Raw genomic sequence first — 15,022 nt, 5'->3', positions numbered from 1 at the left:
GGAAAATCTATACTGAAATTGTATCATAGTCAGCAGCCTGAATTCATTTTTATGCAACATAAAAATGGGGAGCATATCCCCCTTTTGAACAAACCAATTACTTAAGTTCACCTTCCAGCCTGATAATCCATTTATAAAATATCACTACTAGTAGAAGGAGAATTGGGTCAAGTACTACCGCATGCCATAATCTCCACCAGCCGTAATGAAAATACCCCCAGGGTTCCGGCAATAAGGTGACAACTTCATACAGCAAAATGGCCACTACCCAAAAAAAGATATAAGAAAAGCGTCTAATACGATCTCCTTTAAAAGGATACCAGTTCAAAAACATCATATTCACCGGGGGCAATAGAGCAATGTGTGCCAAGAGCCCTCCCCAATTGGGCTCCTTGTCCAAATACCAATATCCCAAATATTTAAACTCGACCATAACATCAAATGTCATCTGAAGGGATATGGTAAATGTCCATATATGTAAAATTTGGTTTTTTGTCAAACGTTTATTTGTCATAAAGGCAATGAAATTAAAAAGAATGATGGCAACCAACAGTCCAATCATGGCAAAATCCTTTTTATTTGTTAATGTCTCTTAAATGGCTGTTTTTATTCTTGATTTGGTAACATTAATCGATTAAAAGGAAAATTAAATGGATTATTCTTTGCATTCAAAGTTACTTTCGGTCATTTACCATAGATTCTTGCTGTTATTTTATTAAACCATAAAAGAACTGCTTAAACCTATTTTAGAGGTTAAGCAGCCACTTCCTTAAGGCTGTTTCTCAAGTGCCAATTTAATGCCGAATCCCATTAAAACCGCACCAGAAACTCCTTGAATCGCATTATTAACAGCAGGTTTTTTCAGCCAGGCCCTGAAAAAGTCAATCAAATATACATAAAAAAAGAACCAAATGATTGTTATGAGACTATATATTAAGCCCATGGCAAGAAATTGCGCAAAGTGATTCCCTTCCGCGCTTAAAAATTGAGGAAAAAAAGTTAAAAAGAATACTGCCACTTTTGGGTTTGACACACAAGTGAAAAAACCTTGAAGAAAATGCGATTTGTTCTTCTTTTGCTTTCTCTCCATGTCAGCCATTTCTTGTTTATTCAATAGAGACTTTAACGAAACGATGCCCAAATATATAAGATAAATCGCACCGGCATACTTAATAAAAGAAAAAATATATGCAGACTTTACAATTAATGCCGATAAGCCAAAAACGACAGCCATTGTATGGGCCATCAGTCCAGCGACAGATCCGAACATCGTTTTAATGCCGCTTTTTTTCCCGTTTGAAATCGTGTTTTGAATTAGAATTCCTGTATCAGGTCCAGGTAAAATGACGAGCAGAAACGACATAAACAGAAATAATAGCAAATTCTCCATATAACACCTACCTGATATAAATTTTAAGAATATTATATCAGGTATCATGAAATTTCCAATAAAAAAGAGCAGTTTCCATAAAGGAAAATCTGCTCTTATGCTTTTACTTTTTCTAATCTTGCTTCCACTTCTGCCTCTGAAAGGCCGTGCTCAGCAATATAACGGTTGCGTGGATGTGTGCGGCATTCATCAGAACAACTGCGCATATATTTATGCTCGTTCTCTTCTGAGCAAAGAATTTTTTTATTGCAGGCAGGATTTGCACAGTTGACGTAGCGTTCACAAGCCTCTCCTGTGAAGTAGTCCTTACCTACGATGACATGCTCCTTTTGGTTAACCGGAACGCCAATACGATCATCGAACACGTAAAGCTGGCCATCCCAGAGCTGCCCCTGAACCTCAGGGTCTTTTCCATATGTGACAATTCCTCCGTGAAGCTGGGCTACATCTTCAAAGCCTTCTTTTACAAGCCAGCCGGAGAACTTTTCACAGCGGATGCCGCCTGTGCAATACGTTATGATCTTTTTATCGCCAAGCAATTCTTTATTTTCACGGACCCAGTTTGGCAGGTCGCGGAAATTTTCAATATCCGGCCTGATAGCTCCTCTGAAGTGTCCAAGATCGTACTCATAGTCATTTCGTGCATCCAATACAATCGTGTCTTCATCCTGAAGTCTTTCGAAGAACTCTTTTGGCTCCAGGTATATGCCAGTAATCTCGTTCGGGTTCACATCGTCTTCAAGGCGAAGTGTTACAATCTCAGGGCGTGCACGAACCTTCATCTTTGGAAATGCATGTCCATCTGCTTCATCTATTTTGAAAACCATCTCCGCAAAGCGCGGATCCTGCTTCATTACTTCCATATAGCGGTCTGTCTGTTCCACTGGTCCGGAAACAGTCCCATTTATGCCTTCATTCGCAACAAGAATACGCCCTTTAAGGCCAAGCTCATTACAAAATTCTTTATGCTCCCTTGCAAACTCCTCAGGGTCCTCAATCGGAACATACATGTAGTAAAGTAATACTCTGTACGGTTTTTGACTCATTTGTATTTCCACCTATCACTTAATATTTGCAAGATATATCTGCTAATAGGTTAAAACAATATATACTTACCTAGATAAGTATAACAGATGATGTCAAGTTTCAAAATTTTCGGAGAGCGAAAGATTTATGAGTTCTAATACATTTCCCATGTAAACCACTTTCCGTGCCCTTCTGTTTGGGCGACCAGTTTTTTGTATTCTGTGGCATTCAAATAATAATCAAGATGCAGATTTCGGTCGTTGATATTGTTATAAATATGAAAGATATCCCTCATGCGTCCGCTTGCTTTTATCTTCGCAAGCAGATCCTCTTTTACTTCTGGCGGCATTTGATTGGCCACATGGGTGTGGAATACACAGATTGAATGATCTTCCGGTATACCTTCAATTAAATCTGGCAAAAACTCCACACCATCTCCTTCTATAAGGGTGATTGGATTTTCCCTTACACATTGGGCAGCTTTTTCGAAAAGGGTTCTTCTCTCCTCATGTTCAGGCCAGATAAGTGATTTCAGCCACAAAAAATCTTCCCCGTTATTCAAATCATTTATATGAAGATCAATCCCAATTCTGGAAGCAATCGGCGGCATTTCCTCAGGAAAAATCGGGATATGCCCTCCCTTGATTTCAGAGGATAAATGAACGTTCGCGTTTGGATTCCCGTATGTTTCTCCTGTCCCATAAGAGTAGCTGTATTGATCCCAAAGAAGCTGCAGGCCTGCGCTGGTTCCAATCTCAATAAGGGCCAGCGGCTTTTTAGTTTGCTTGAAAATATAAGCAAATACCGGATATAAGTACGTACAGCGCCTAACTTCATTCGTCTGAACTAATCTCGTTTGTACTATCTCTTTAATTTCTTGTGAATACAGCCTGCAGAAATCTTTAAAGCCTGGGAAGGAATCCCGGGGGTTTCCTGGATCCTCCACTATACTTGGATAGAATTCCTTAAGTTCATGCTCTATCCCTTGTAATAGCAAATAATGAATAGCGCCAAAAAATAAATTCGGCACCGGCTGGCTGTCTCTCGTATTCGATGCCAAATCCAGCAATTCTTCATCCTCTGCAATCTTGTAAGATAAGAACTCATATAGATCGCTTGACCTGTGGCATTCATATTGTGCAAATGTCTTGAACTTCGATACTAGGTTCGGGTTTACCATTTTCCAACGTCCCCTTTATATATGTAAGTGACTGCATTCCAATGATTTGGACTTGTTCTTCTCATTCCTTTGCTCCGGCTTTTTGAACTTTTGCAATATAAAGATTGATAAATCCGTGCCCTTTGAGAACGGCTTGCTGATGTTCTCTTGCAAACGAAGTTAACTTTAAAGATGCCTGCTTTGCCCGTTTCTTTGCATTAATGTATGATTCACAGCCCTGTGTAGATGCAAACTAATCTTAATATTACAGACTATGTATTTGGCCTTAATCTCACTCTTGGAAAGTTCATGTCTGGCACCGGCAAATCCATTTCCCTGAATAACGGATCTGATTGTACCTTTGCTGAAGGGTTAAATACGGCTGCTCATGCGGTGATTTTATATATGCGCGGACCTGCCATGTCCGATAAGAGTTATTTCCATATTAAAACCTCAAAATTTATATATTATCATCCTTTATGGATAATTTAATTAATATGGAGGTGAAGACCATGCGGGAACAAGAATATCAAAATGTAAAGCTCGGCGGCAAAAAAGCGCACGAAAAAGGAAATGGCGGAGACCAGGTGCAGGGCCATGAAAAGGAAAATAAAAACGGCACATTTAATACAAATCCTAAATCTGATCTATAGCCCCTTAAACAGGACACCCCCATGACAAATGCGGGTGTCTTTTGAAAAACATCTATACCCAATCCTTTTAATTATTTTTTCATTTATTCATCTCCACATGCTATAACTTTCTGCATTTAATGATAAAAGCAGCCGGTATAGATCTCGCCTTTTCATAGGAATACCAACGATTGGCATGGCGCTGAACATCTTCCTCAGTAAGGCTGACATCTTCAATTAGCCTTTCAAGGGCAAACCCATTGTCAATTAATAGATTGATATATGTACTCAATTTATATTGCTGCATAATGGCAGGCTGATTCCACGCTATGTGCTGATAGGGGCCTTCTTCATGATAGGATTTATCCATCATTAGTGCTCCATTTTCAGCTTTAATCCGGTTATACAGAGGGTGCTCCCAGCTGAAAATAAACATCCCGCCTGGTTTAAGATAGGAATGAACGTTTTTCAGCGTCTCTTCTAAATTCGTTGTCCAGCCAATCGCATAAATGGAAAAAACGGCATCGAAATAATCAGCAGGGATTCCTGGATTTTGTTCCATAGGTGATTCAAACAGCTTTACTTTTGAGGAGGAATTTTGCAAAAGTTCCTTGGCAGCATCGATTTGTCGGATCGATAAATCCAATCCCCATAATTCACCAGCTCCCCGCTGGTCTAAATACTTTAAGGAATGCCCGCTGCCACAGCCAATCTCCAACATCTTTAAGCCGCGGACATCTCCAAACAATTGAAGGTCATCTTCTGTTGGCACAAGCGGTCCATATTCAGGGAGAGGATTGCGCCCATAGAACCTTTTTGCTGCTTCATCCCAGCTTTTTTTATTTAATTCCAGTGCTTCACTAAACATAATTAACTCCCTTATACTGAAAGATAGTAAACCTCTTCCTCTCCCCATATCTCTCCGGTGGGCGAAAATCCGAAGTTTTTATAAAGTACCCTTGCGTGTTGATTATCTTTATGAACTGTTAAGCGAATTTCTTCGCATATTGGAAATCTAGTTTTTATCCAGCTGATCATCCCGTCTAAAGCTGCATGGCCATATCCCCTGCCCTGATGCTTCTGATCAATAAAAAACCCATTTATCCAATACATATTCACTGTATCCGGCTCAAAGGCATGCATGATGAAACCAACCATTTTTTCATTGTCATAGATTGAGAATGGAATATACTCTACTGCATCCCCATCTGGTTTAATATAAACCTTGGCAAGTGATACAGCCGCTGAAGGAACGAAATCGCGTTGCGACTCTTTTACGTTCATCTGAATGGCTTCTTCCCAATTGTCTCTTGTGACAGGTTTTAACTCAATGTTCATTGCCTCAGCCCCTAATACAATTTCCTGTTGTTCTCACCAGATTGAATAATGATGCTTACATAAGCGGCTTTCCATTTTCAACGTGGTTTTTGATTTTTGACACATCTATCTCTTTCTCAATCAGGACGACCTTTATCGTTAGGGAGCAATTTAACTCTAGCAGGTTCACCGCTGTTCATCAGTGATAGCATCTTGCATCTTCTTCAAATAAATATCTGTCATAAAAGCAAATAGTAAAAGACCCTTCTTCATTGCTGTAATTTTTCAAATGGCAGCTCACATTTCAACATTCATAACAAACTTACATTGGCTTTCATCTTTAATATAGGAAACAGCATTAATGCCATTTGCGAGCGTTTTTTGATAGATCTCTGCAAGAGAAAGAGGAAGGAGGGAAAAGATGATGATAACGGCAAACAGTGATCGCAAATGATATTATTCGAGTGAACGATGAAGCAAGACCCTACCCTGGCCAATTAAAATGGGAATAAATAATCTATCTGCTGAGCTGATTGGGATTTTTAAAATTGTTGAGACGATCTTCATGCGGGAAAAGAAAGTTAACTAACGATTATGACCGTGAACATACTCAATAAAAGCAATATGCTTCAGAAGGGCTCCTATCGAATTACTGTTTTCATCGGGAGAAAATCAAGCTCATTCTGTGTCAAGTCAGCAACATCTTTAAATGTCACAGACCTTGCGTGTTCTAGCATTGACACAAGGACTCCTATTTTTTCATCATAGCCCATCACCTGTTTAATCCGATAATCTATCACTTGTAAACTCTCCATTCTTTTTTCAGGGAAAAGACTGCCGGGAAGGCAGCCTCGATAATGAGTTATTATTCATGATTATTAAGCAACTGGCATAGAAAGCTCTTTAAATCTGCCAACCGCTTTTTGGATATCTGCCTCAAATCCCAATTCATTCATTGTTTCTCCGATCAGCACAATGGCTTTTTCCAGCATCTCTTCCGTGGTATTCCCCATATGGCCAATTCGGAATGCTTTCCCCGCAAGATGGGCTAATGCTCCGGCAACAATGACCCCTTTTTTCGCAAGTGATGCACGGAATCTAGCATCATCAATTCCCTCAGGGTAAAGAATACAGCTGAGAGTTGCGGCAGCGGCATTTTCATCAGCTATTGCTTTCATTCCATATTCAACAAGTGCCGCACGGACTGCTTTGCCGTACGCTTCATGACGCTTGAAGCGATGTTCCATTCCCTCCGCTAATACCAGGCTCATTCCCTCATCATAGGCATATATCAAATTCACGGGCGGGGTGGCAAAGTATTTTTGCGGATCATTCATAATGGGAATCCAATTATAGATATCACAATAATAAGCAGGTACCCGTTCGATTTGTTCTCGTGCAGCCAGTGCTGTCTCATTGAATGCTACAACAGCGAGTCCCGGCGGCACCCCGATCGCCTTCTGAGAGCCTGTTAAAACAACATCAATTTTCCCTTCGCCATATGACTTGCTCATATCCTCTTCCATCGCAGCCGTAGCACAAACTCCATCCAGAATGACAAGTGCCCCGTGCTTCTTAATGATAGGCACCAGCGTATCCAGATCTGCTGCAACACCGGTTGATGTATCAGCATGGGTTATGGTCACCGCTTTATAGGAATGAGATGCAAGTTTTTCCTCGACAGCGGCGGGGTCGACCTGCTTCCCCCATTCGGACTGTATAATATCTGCCTGAATTCCGAACGCCTTGGCTAATTGCAGGAAACGATCACCGAAAAAGCCCTGGCTTATAATCAATAGCCGTTCCCCTGCTGCTACCGTGTTCACCAGAGCCATTTCCATCGCAATCGTACCGGAGCCGGAGATCACGAACACCTCTCCATCTGTCTTCAGCATCTCACGCGTTTTCTCAATCGCACTCTTATAAATGGCAGCAAACCTTGGATCGGTATGCCCCCTAGTCTCCATTGACATCGCTTCATAAATAGAATCCACTACAGGCGTAGGCCCTGGAATTAAAAGCATTTCCTCGTTTGGCATGGAAAATCCTCCTTTAGCAGTTGTGCAGATATCTAAATGTTTCGACATTAACTATTGAATACCTCTTTTAATTCCTTTTTGCTTTGTTGATTCTTCGGAGAATATGAGTGTATATGTTCTATTTTTCTGAGCACCGGTTTGCGGAAGATTAAGGGATTGGAGGAGCCGGGTTGCGGTATAGGCAGACGGGATATGAAGAAAATTTCTGAGTACCTTGTTTGTGATGGCATTACCCAGCAGAAGGCTATAGTCGTGTAATGCTTTCACATGTGCATCTTTATTTTTCAGATTGCATTTGGGACAGCACCATGTGCGGCTTACTCTTTGTAGAGGCAAAAAGCCGCAGGCAGGGCAGAATACACCCGTAAGGATTTCAGAATGATGGAGCTGGTATCTTGATAGAATAGAACTTTCCTGCTCTGTGCTCTGCTTCTTTAATAAACGAATGATCTTTTTAAGTGTTTTTTCACTGATTTCTTTCTTAATGGAATTTTCTATTTGCTCAATCTTTAAAGGAAGAGTATTTCGGTGGACAACTTTACGGCTGAGGTCAATATGTGGAGGGATAACTTTAATTCCCGTATGCGGATTACTGATAACTACAAAAGAATAAACCGGTAAATCTTCCATAGTGCCACTGACTTTTAGCCACCTTCTAAGTTGTGACGCTTGGCGATTCACCTGAAGTAAAGGACAAGGAAAAACCTGCTCTTTTCCATTCTTAATGCGAATTAATTGATTATAAACTGTATCAAAATGCAGAATTCCTGTAATATTTTTCACTTCCAGTACTAGCGCAAATTTCTTCGTAAGGATGAGAGTATCAATTTGGAAAAAGCGATCATAATCCGGCAAGCGAAGATCATGAAGAATAAAATATTCCTTGCTATCTAGAAAATCAAGAGGAAAATCCAATGAAGCTTCTCCTTTATAACCTGCAAGTCTTTTATTCAGCTCTTCATTAATGAATGGGATTTTGGGGTGGTTTGACGGCAGCCTGCGGAGGAGAGCTTCTGTTTTACGGATTAATAGAGGGATTTTTCGTTCTTTGAGGATCATTTTTTCACTCCATTCTTGTTTTATACTAGAGAATTCTTCAAGATTATTAGAAATCCTCTTTGGAAAACTACAAAAAGATGATTTATGTGTGGATAGATGGAATTTGTGTGCACATAGGCGTTTTTGTGTGCACATAGCGAAAAATATGTGCGGATAAAACTATTTCTGTGCGTTCATTTGCACACTATACAAAAAGACAGGGTTTTAGCTTAATTAAGGGGAGTTTTCAGTCTTTGAGGATCATTTTCTGCTACAAGCCTGATTGATACTAGAAATTCAATTACATATCTCTTTGAAAAAATGACCAAAAGGGAGTTTATGTGCGGATAGACGATATTTGTGTGCGGATAACCAAATTTGTGTGCACACAAGCCTAAAAATATGTGCGGATAACATTATTTCTGTGCGTTCACTCCCGCACTATGCAAAAAAGATAGAATTCTAGCTTAATTAAGGGGGTTTTTCGCTCTTTAAGGATCATTTTCCGCACCAATCTTGATTGATACTAGAAACCTATTACATATCTCTTTAAAAAATGTTCCAAAAGCGAGTTTATGTGCGGATAGACGACATTTGTGTGCGGATAACCAAATTTGTGTGCGCATAAGTCCAAATTATGTGCGGATAAAACTATTTCTGTGCGTTCACTCCCCGCACTATTCAAAAGACAGGGTTCTAGCTTAATTAAGGGGGTTTTTCGTTCTTTAAGTATCTTTTTTCCGCGCCAAGCCTGAATAGTATTTTTGAAAAAGTACCAAAAGCGAGTTTATGTGCGGATAGACCACATTTGTGTGCAGATAACCAAATTTGTGTGCGCATAAGTCCAAATTATGTGCGGATAAAACTATTTCTGTGCGTTCAATCCAGCACTATGCAAAAAAGATAGAATTCTAGCTTAATTAAGGGGGTTTTCCGCTCTTTAAGGATCATTTTCCGCACCAATCTTGATTGATACTAGAAATCTATTACATATCTCTTTAAAAAAAGTACCAAAAGGGAGCTTCTGTGCGGATAGACGACATTTGTGTGCGGATAACCAAATTTGTGTGCGCATAACCCCAAAATATGTGCGGACAACCAAATTTCTGTGCGTTCACCAGCACACAAAAAAAGACAGGGCACCAGCCCCATCTTTCCTCATACCCAATCAATCATGAAAATTAGTCCCATCCGTAGTAGCTTCAATTATCCCAGCACGGATCACGAAGTCGCCAAAATGCTCGCCGTCCAGACGTTCCCGGGCGTAGCGCGGCAGGATGACACGCAGCTCGTTCAGGATTTCTTCTTCTCCGATGTTTTCGCGGTACATTTTGCTGAGGCGGCTTCCGTCAAAGGCTGCCCCGAGATACATATTGTACTTTCCGACCGCCTTGCCGATAAAGCCGATTTCGCCGAGTGCGTGACGCGCGCAGCCGTTCGGGCAGCCGGTCATGCGAATAGTAATTTCCTCATTCCGCAATCCTGCCTCATCGGCGATTTCATCAATTTTATCAATCAATCCAGGCAGATAGCGTTCAGCCTCAGCCATTGCCAATCCGCAAGTCGGCAGAGCGACACATGCCATGGAACCGCGGCGCAGCGCACTGTAGCGGCTTCCGTCTGTTAAGCCATATTTTTCAATCAATGATTCAATCGCAGCTTTATCTTCGTCAGCCACATTGCCGATAATCAGATTCTGATTGGCCGTCAGCCTGAAATCGCCTTTATGAACCCTGGCAATCTCCCGCAATGCAGTTTTCAAATTATACCCGTCGAAGTCAGCCACACGGCCTCCTTCTATGAACATCGTAAAATGCCATTTTCCGCGGATACCCTTTACCCATCCATAGCGGTCACCGTTGGAATCAAACTTGAATCCGCGAGCTTCCTCCAGCTTCCAGCCTAAGCGGTTTTCGAGCTCTTCAATAACAGTCTCTAGCCCGAGGCGGTCAACCGTATATTTAAAACGGGCATTTTTCCGGACTGAGCGATTTCCATAATCGCGCTGAATCGTAATGGTCTTTTCAGCCACTTCATAAATTTTATCTGGCGTCACAAAGCCGATGACCTTCGAAAGCTGCGGGTATGTGGCTTTATCTCCATGTGAGAATCCCATTCCCCCGCCAATTGCCACGTTAAAGCCAATCAGTTTGCCATCCTCGACTATCGCAATAAAGCCGAGATCCTGTGAAAAGATATCAATATCATTGGAAGGCGGCACAGCGATCCCAATCTTAAATTTCCGCGGCAAATACAGCGGGCCATACATCGGCTCAGTCTCTTCATCCACCTCTGGAGAGCCGGCTACCTTTTCTTCATCCAGCCAAATTTCATGGTAGGCACGTGTGCGGGGCAGAAGATCGTCACTTAGCATCTTCGCCAGCTCATACACTTCCTCATGAATTTCAGATTGATCAGGGTTGGAGATGCACATGACATTCCGGTTCACATCTCCGCATGCCGCGATAGTATCAAGCATAGTCGAATGGATAGCTTGAATGGTCTTTTTCATATTCCATTTCAGGATTCCATGCATCTGAAATGTCTGGCGTGTAGTTAATTTCAGTGTGCCGTTGCCATACTTCTCAGCCAGGTCATCCACGACCAGCCATTGCTCAGGGGTTGCGACCCCGCCGGGAAGCCTAAGACGGAGCATAAACTGATAAGCCGGCTCAAGCTTTTGTTTCTGGCGTTCATTCCGCAGATCCCTGTCATCCTGCAGATAGCTCCCATGGTGCTTCATTAATCTATTATCATCTTCGGGAATACCTGCGCTGATCCTGTCCTCCATAACTTCCGCCAGCGTTCCGCGCAAAAAGTTGCTTCGATCCTTAATTCCCTCAACATCACTTGGAGGGCCGTCCGGTGCTTTTAATTTTGGATTTACCATGCTGAAAAAACTCCTTTCCTTCCAAATCAATATACGTCGCGCTGGTAGCGTTTATTTTTCTGCATATCAGCCAGATATTCCCCAGCCTGTTCACGGCTCATTCCGCCCTCTTTTTCAATAATATCTATAAGTGTGTTATGGACATCATGCGCCATATGTTTCTCATCGCCGCAGATGTAGACGGCCGCACCTTGCTCAAGCCATTCGAATACCTCTCTGCTGTTTTCCTGCATTCTATGCTGAACATATACCTTCTCATCACCGTCACGGGAAAAAGCAACATCCATCTTCGATAACACTCCATCCTTGAGCCACCTCTGCCATTCCGTCTGATAAAGGAAATCTGTCACGAAATGCTGGTCGCCGAAGAATAGCCAGGACTTTCCTTCCGCCCCGCTTTCTTCACGCTCCTGCATAAAGGATCGGAACGGTGCAATTCCGGTTCCCGGACCGACCATGATGATAGGTGTGTCCGGATTTTCAGGCGGTTTGAAGTTTTCATTATGCTGAATAAACACTGGAAGTGTATCACCCGGCTGGAGGCGTTCTGCACAAAGAATCGAGCAGACCCCTTTGCGTTCACGACCATGGGCGTCATAGCGGACTGCACCGATAGTTAAATGCACTTCATCAGGATTAGCCTCAAAGCTGCTGGAAATAGAATATAGACGCGCAGGCATCTTGCGCAGTATAGCGATAAACTCCTGTGCCGTGCTGTTCCATGGCTTAAAATCACGCACTAAATCAATTAAATCGCGCCCATCAATATAGGATTTCATCTGAGCGCTGTCTGAGGCAAGCTGGTGCAGCTCTTCATTACCGGAGAGCTTTGCAGCCTTTTCTACAAGCGGTTTGGTCAGGACAGTAATCTCAAAGTGAGACGTTAGTGCTTCTTTTAGTGTTACTGTTTCCTCCTTCACTCTGACTGCTTCCTCAGGATCCCAGTTCATCTCAGCTAAGAGCAGATCAACCAATTCAGGATCATTTTCCGGATATACCCCAAGGCTGTCACCAGGCTGATACGTCAGACCTGAACCCTCTAACGAAATCTCAAGATGGCGTGTTTCTTTATTGGAACCACGGCCATTGAGATTAATATTCTCAAGTATTTCTGCCCTGAATGGGTTGGAGCGGGAATAAACAGATTCGGCTGGTGCTGCCGCTGATACTGACGCTGTTGAAGGAGACTGACTGCTGCTAGCCCCTTCACTCAAACCGGATAATACAGCTTCCACCCATTGGGCAGCAGGTTCGTCGAAATCAAGGTCGCAGTCTACCCTTGGCGTAATTCTAGTACCGCCAAGCTCTTCCAATCGCTTATCAAAATCCTTCCCGGTCTGACAGAAGAATTCATACGAACTGTCGCCAAGTGCCAGAACGGAGAACCTGAAGTCTTCCAGTTTCGGCGCTCTTTTTCCATGAACGAACTCATGGAATGTCAGCGCGTTATCAGGAGGATCACCCTCGCCATGCGTACTTACCACAATTAACAGGTTTTTAACTTTTTTCAGATTATTAGGCTTAAAGTCGCTCATACTTGAGACGATTACTTGAAAACCTTTTTCCTCAAGCGATTTCCCGGCTTTTTTTGCCAGATTTTGCGCATTCCCGGTCTGTGAACCAAATAAAATGGTCACTTCTTTCGGAATTGAAGGCACCGATGCCGGTGCTGGACGTTCCTCTACTGCAGGTGCAGCCTGCAGTGTTGAGGATTGTACAGCGGCAAGATACCCGCTCAGCCAGAGGGATTGAGTCTCTGTCAGAGTTGGGAGTAGACGATTAAGGAGCTCTGTCTGCTCCTCGTTAAACGGACTGTTCATTACCTGAAGTTGCAACATGATCCACCTCGCAAACCAGCAGAATGGGCTGGTTTATTCTTATTTTTTCAAAATTCTTCTTTTCCTATAAAAAAAGTCGGGTTTATAATTAAAAAATATATATCTAATACTTTACCGAATGAATTAGCATTAGTAAAATAAATATTAATTATCATAACTATTAATATTATTAATTATAGAAAGGATGGTTTTTCTGCATTATGATGCGTTAAAAACATTCGTCACCTTGGCTGAAGTGAAAAATTTTACAAAAACGGCAGAGCTTCTGCTCATGTCTCAGCCCAGTGTCAGCCTCCATATCAAAAATCTTGAAAAGGAATTTCAGACTAAACTGTTTCAACGTTCTCCAAAATACTTGAAGATTACGCCCAGCGGTGAAATATTATATGATCGGGCCAAGCAGATGATTACCATCTATGAGCAAACCCGGCAGGAAATTTTAGATCAGCAGCACTCCATAAAAGGGGATTTGAAAATTGCAGCCAGCTTCACTATAGGGGAATATGTCCTTCCGTCCCTTCTGCTTGACCTGCAGAATGAATATCCCGAACTGAATCTTCATGTTACGATTGCCAACACAGAGGAAGTAGTCCAATCCACACGCTCCCATCATGTCGATATCGGCTTAATTGAGGGCCAGACAAATGAAAAAGAGCTTATCGTGACTCCCTTTTTAGAGGATGAATTATTTATTGTGATCTCCAACCAGCATCCATTGGCACAAAAAGAAGAAGCAACCATTGCTGACCTGCAGGATCAGGCCTGGATCATGAGGGAAAACGGGTCAGGAACCAGAGAGTATTTTAACCATGTCGTCAGGTCAAATGGTCTTAAGGTGAAATCTCTCCTGACGATCAGCAGTAATCAGGGGATAAAAGAAACACTCATTAACGGGCTTGGAATGAGCATTCTTTCCGGAAGCGTAGTGGCAAGGGACGTAAAACAAAATAACCTGTCGATTATCAAGGTGAAAAATCACGAATTCAAACGCACTCTTTCCTATGTGCTTTCCCCCATTATGCAGGAGAAAAGGAATGTCAGCATTTTTATCGAAGCTCTCAGCGAAAAATGGAAATATAAATAACAGTAACTTGGTTTATTTGCTGAGCTGATCCTCTGTGTGGGCACTCCATCCTTGAAAATGCTGAAACATTTTCTTCGATTCCAGCCCGTGCGCCGGGAGCCTGAAACGGGTTGAATTCATAAACAAAAGACAAAAATCCTTGAAAAAAACCTAATAATAAGACAAGCTTTTTTCACACTAGTCCTATTTTATGCATATATTATTGTGTAGAGGTGTATAAAATCTGTCCAATTTATTCAAAATAAGGAAAAATTGGCTGAGGTGAAAACGATGGGATTATTGAATGCCTTTAATGAATGGCGTGAAATGAAATATCAAAACCATGTTAATCGCATGAAGGAAGAAAATAAGTGTCCAGACTGTTACGGCAGAGGTTTTTCACTCTATCCGGGGAATGAATTCGCTTATCACGCTAATCAATTTGACTGCCAGGGCTGCAATGGAACCGGACTGTATTCAGAATGGCAAAGTTTATCCTAATGGAAAGAGGCTGGGACAAAACCCACCTCTGAAATGAAAAAGCCGGTGACATTTTACGACGAGTAAAATGTCACCGGCTTTGATTGTTTTTGAGAAAAATAAGGACCACTTCTGATACAATTAAGTTAC

General features: G+C 42.0%; 16 protein-coding genes. 4 read left to right on the top strand and 12 right to left on the bottom strand.

Annotation, left to right across the window (positions count from 1 at the left end; genetic code table 11):
- Positions 1-97 precede the first annotated feature (97 nt).
- The 4 genes from M3205_RS16360 to M3205_RS16345 form a co-directional block, all read right to left on the bottom strand.
- The gene (locus M3205_RS16360) at positions 98-562 is read right to left on the bottom strand and encodes a hypothetical protein (protein ID WP_251170901.1); all 465 of its coding nucleotides are present in this window, start codon (positions 560-562) and stop codon (positions 98-100) included.
- Positions 563-769: 207 nt separating this feature from the next.
- Complete coding sequence (locus M3205_RS16355; RefSeq protein ID WP_251170900.1) at positions 770-1,390, bottom strand: LysE family translocator; 621 nt, start codon at positions 1,388-1,390, stop codon at positions 770-772.
- Positions 1,391-1,485: 95 nt separating this feature from the next.
- Positions 1,486-2,436, bottom strand: coding sequence for an oxygen-dependent tRNA uridine(34) hydroxylase TrhO (gene trhO / locus M3205_RS16350; protein ID WP_251170899.1), 951 nt, complete (start codon positions 2,434-2,436; stop codon positions 1,486-1,488).
- A gap of 134 nt (positions 2,437-2,570) precedes the next feature.
- The gene (locus M3205_RS16345) at positions 2,571-3,596 is read right to left on the bottom strand and encodes a DUF2332 domain-containing protein (protein WP_251170898.1); all 1,026 of its coding nucleotides are present in this window, start codon (positions 3,594-3,596) and stop codon (positions 2,571-2,573) included.
- Positions 3,597-3,821: 225 nt separating this feature from the next.
- On the opposite strand from M3205_RS16345, the gene M3205_RS16340 reads away from it, so the two are divergent.
- Together M3205_RS16340 and M3205_RS16335 are read left to right on the top strand one after the other, a co-directional pair.
- Positions 3,822-4,067: a hypothetical protein gene (locus M3205_RS16340; protein ID WP_251170897.1), complete on the top strand. Its 246-nt coding sequence runs from the start codon at positions 3,822-3,824 to the stop codon at positions 4,065-4,067.
- 20 nt (positions 4,068-4,087) lie between these two features.
- The gene (locus tag M3205_RS16335) at positions 4,088-4,228 is read left to right on the top strand and encodes a hypothetical protein (protein WP_251170896.1); all 141 of its coding nucleotides are present in this window, start codon (positions 4,088-4,090) and stop codon (positions 4,226-4,228) included.
- Positions 4,229-4,328: 100 nt separating this feature from the next.
- On the opposite strand, the gene M3205_RS16330 is transcribed toward M3205_RS16335, so the two are convergent.
- The 8 genes from M3205_RS16330 to M3205_RS16295 form a co-directional block, all read right to left on the bottom strand.
- The gene (locus tag M3205_RS16330; RefSeq protein ID WP_251170895.1) at positions 4,329-5,075 is read right to left on the bottom strand and encodes a class I SAM-dependent methyltransferase; all 747 of its coding nucleotides are present in this window, start codon (positions 5,073-5,075) and stop codon (positions 4,329-4,331) included.
- 11 nt (positions 5,076-5,086) lie between these two features.
- Positions 5,087-5,545, bottom strand: coding sequence for a GNAT family N-acetyltransferase (locus M3205_RS16325; protein ID WP_251170894.1), 459 nt, complete (start codon positions 5,543-5,545; stop codon positions 5,087-5,089).
- A 276-nt stretch (positions 5,546-5,821) separates the two neighbouring features.
- Positions 5,822-5,974, bottom strand: a complete 153-nt coding sequence (locus tag M3205_RS16320) for a hypothetical protein (protein WP_251170893.1) — start codon at positions 5,972-5,974, stop codon at positions 5,822-5,824.
- Between the two features lie 191 nt (positions 5,975-6,165).
- Positions 6,166-6,339: a hypothetical protein gene (locus tag M3205_RS16315; RefSeq protein WP_251170892.1), complete on the bottom strand. Its 174-nt coding sequence runs from the start codon at positions 6,337-6,339 to the stop codon at positions 6,166-6,168.
- A 63-nt stretch (positions 6,340-6,402) separates the two neighbouring features.
- A complete protein-coding gene (locus M3205_RS16310; protein ID WP_251170891.1) occupies positions 6,403-7,563 on the bottom strand; it encodes a pyridoxal-phosphate-dependent aminotransferase family protein in 1,161 nt (386 codons plus the stop codon).
- A 51-nt stretch (positions 7,564-7,614) separates the two neighbouring features.
- The gene (locus M3205_RS16305) at positions 7,615-8,622 is read right to left on the bottom strand and encodes a nuclease-related domain-containing protein (RefSeq protein WP_251170890.1); all 1,008 of its coding nucleotides are present in this window, start codon (positions 8,620-8,622) and stop codon (positions 7,615-7,617) included.
- Between the two features lie 1,147 nt (positions 8,623-9,769).
- Positions 9,770-11,491, bottom strand: coding sequence for an assimilatory sulfite reductase (NADPH) hemoprotein subunit (gene cysI, locus M3205_RS16300; protein ID WP_251170889.1), 1,722 nt, complete (start codon positions 11,489-11,491; stop codon positions 9,770-9,772).
- A 26-nt stretch (positions 11,492-11,517) separates the two neighbouring features.
- Positions 11,518-13,326: an assimilatory sulfite reductase (NADPH) flavoprotein subunit gene (locus tag M3205_RS16295; RefSeq protein WP_251170931.1), complete on the bottom strand. Its 1,809-nt coding sequence runs from the start codon at positions 13,324-13,326 to the stop codon at positions 11,518-11,520.
- A 196-nt stretch (positions 13,327-13,522) separates the two neighbouring features.
- Here M3205_RS16295 and M3205_RS16290 point away from each other — a divergent pair, with 196 nt between their 5' ends.
- Both M3205_RS16290 and M3205_RS16285 read left to right on the top strand, forming a co-directional pair.
- Positions 13,523-14,413, top strand: coding sequence for a LysR family transcriptional regulator (locus M3205_RS16290; RefSeq protein ID WP_251170930.1), 891 nt, complete (start codon positions 13,523-13,525; stop codon positions 14,411-14,413).
- A 261-nt stretch (positions 14,414-14,674) separates the two neighbouring features.
- Positions 14,675-14,893: a methionine aminopeptidase gene (locus tag M3205_RS16285; protein WP_251170929.1), complete on the top strand. Its 219-nt coding sequence runs from the start codon at positions 14,675-14,677 to the stop codon at positions 14,891-14,893.
- The last annotated feature ends 129 nt before the right edge of the window (positions 14,894-15,022 follow it).

The sequence above is a fragment of the Cytobacillus firmus genome, assembly GCF_023715565.1.
In the GTDB taxonomy this organism is placed as follows: Bacteria; Bacillota; Bacilli; order Bacillales; family Cytobacillaceae; genus Cytobacillus; species Cytobacillus firmus_C.
This window is presented reverse-complemented; position numbering and strand designations above follow the sequence as displayed.

What these genes read in the sequence shown, in the direction of transcription:
- M3205_RS16340 (WP_251170897.1), top strand. Translation starts at nt 3,822, where the DNA reads ATGCAAACTAATCTTAATATTACAGACTATGTATTTGGCCTTAATCTC.
- M3205_RS16315 (WP_251170892.1), bottom strand. Translation starts at nt 6,339, where the DNA reads ATGGAGAGTTTACAAGTGATAGATTATCGGATTAAACAGGTGATGGGC.
- M3205_RS16305 (WP_251170890.1), bottom strand. Translation starts at nt 8,622, where the DNA reads ATGATCCTCAAAGAACGAAAAATCCCTCTATTAATCCGTAAAACAGAA.
- trhO (WP_251170899.1), bottom strand. Translation starts at nt 2,436, where the DNA reads ATGAGTCAAAAACCGTACAGAGTATTACTTTACTACATGTATGTTCCG.
- M3205_RS16360 (WP_251170901.1), bottom strand. Translation starts at nt 562, where the DNA reads ATGATTGGACTGTTGGTTGCCATCATTCTTTTTAATTTCATTGCCTTT.
- M3205_RS16335 (WP_251170896.1), top strand. Translation starts at nt 4,088, where the DNA reads ATGCGGGAACAAGAATATCAAAATGTAAAGCTCGGCGGCAAAAAAGCG.
- M3205_RS16310 (WP_251170891.1), bottom strand. Translation starts at nt 7,563, where the DNA reads ATGCCAAACGAGGAAATGCTTTTAATTCCAGGGCCTACGCCTGTAGTG.
- M3205_RS16330 (WP_251170895.1), bottom strand. Translation starts at nt 5,075, where the DNA reads ATGTTTAGTGAAGCACTGGAATTAAATAAAAAAAGCTGGGATGAAGCA.
- M3205_RS16355 (WP_251170900.1), bottom strand. Translation starts at nt 1,390, where the DNA reads ATGGAGAATTTGCTATTATTTCTGTTTATGTCGTTTCTGCTCGTCATT.
- M3205_RS16325 (WP_251170894.1), bottom strand. Translation starts at nt 5,545, where the DNA reads ATGAACATTGAGTTAAAACCTGTCACAAGAGACAATTGGGAAGAAGCC.
- cysI (WP_251170889.1), bottom strand. Translation starts at nt 11,491, where the DNA reads ATGGTAAATCCAAAATTAAAAGCACCGGACGGCCCTCCAAGTGATGTT.
- M3205_RS16345 (WP_251170898.1), bottom strand. Translation starts at nt 3,596, where the DNA reads ATGGTAAACCCGAACCTAGTATCGAAGTTCAAGACATTTGCACAATAT.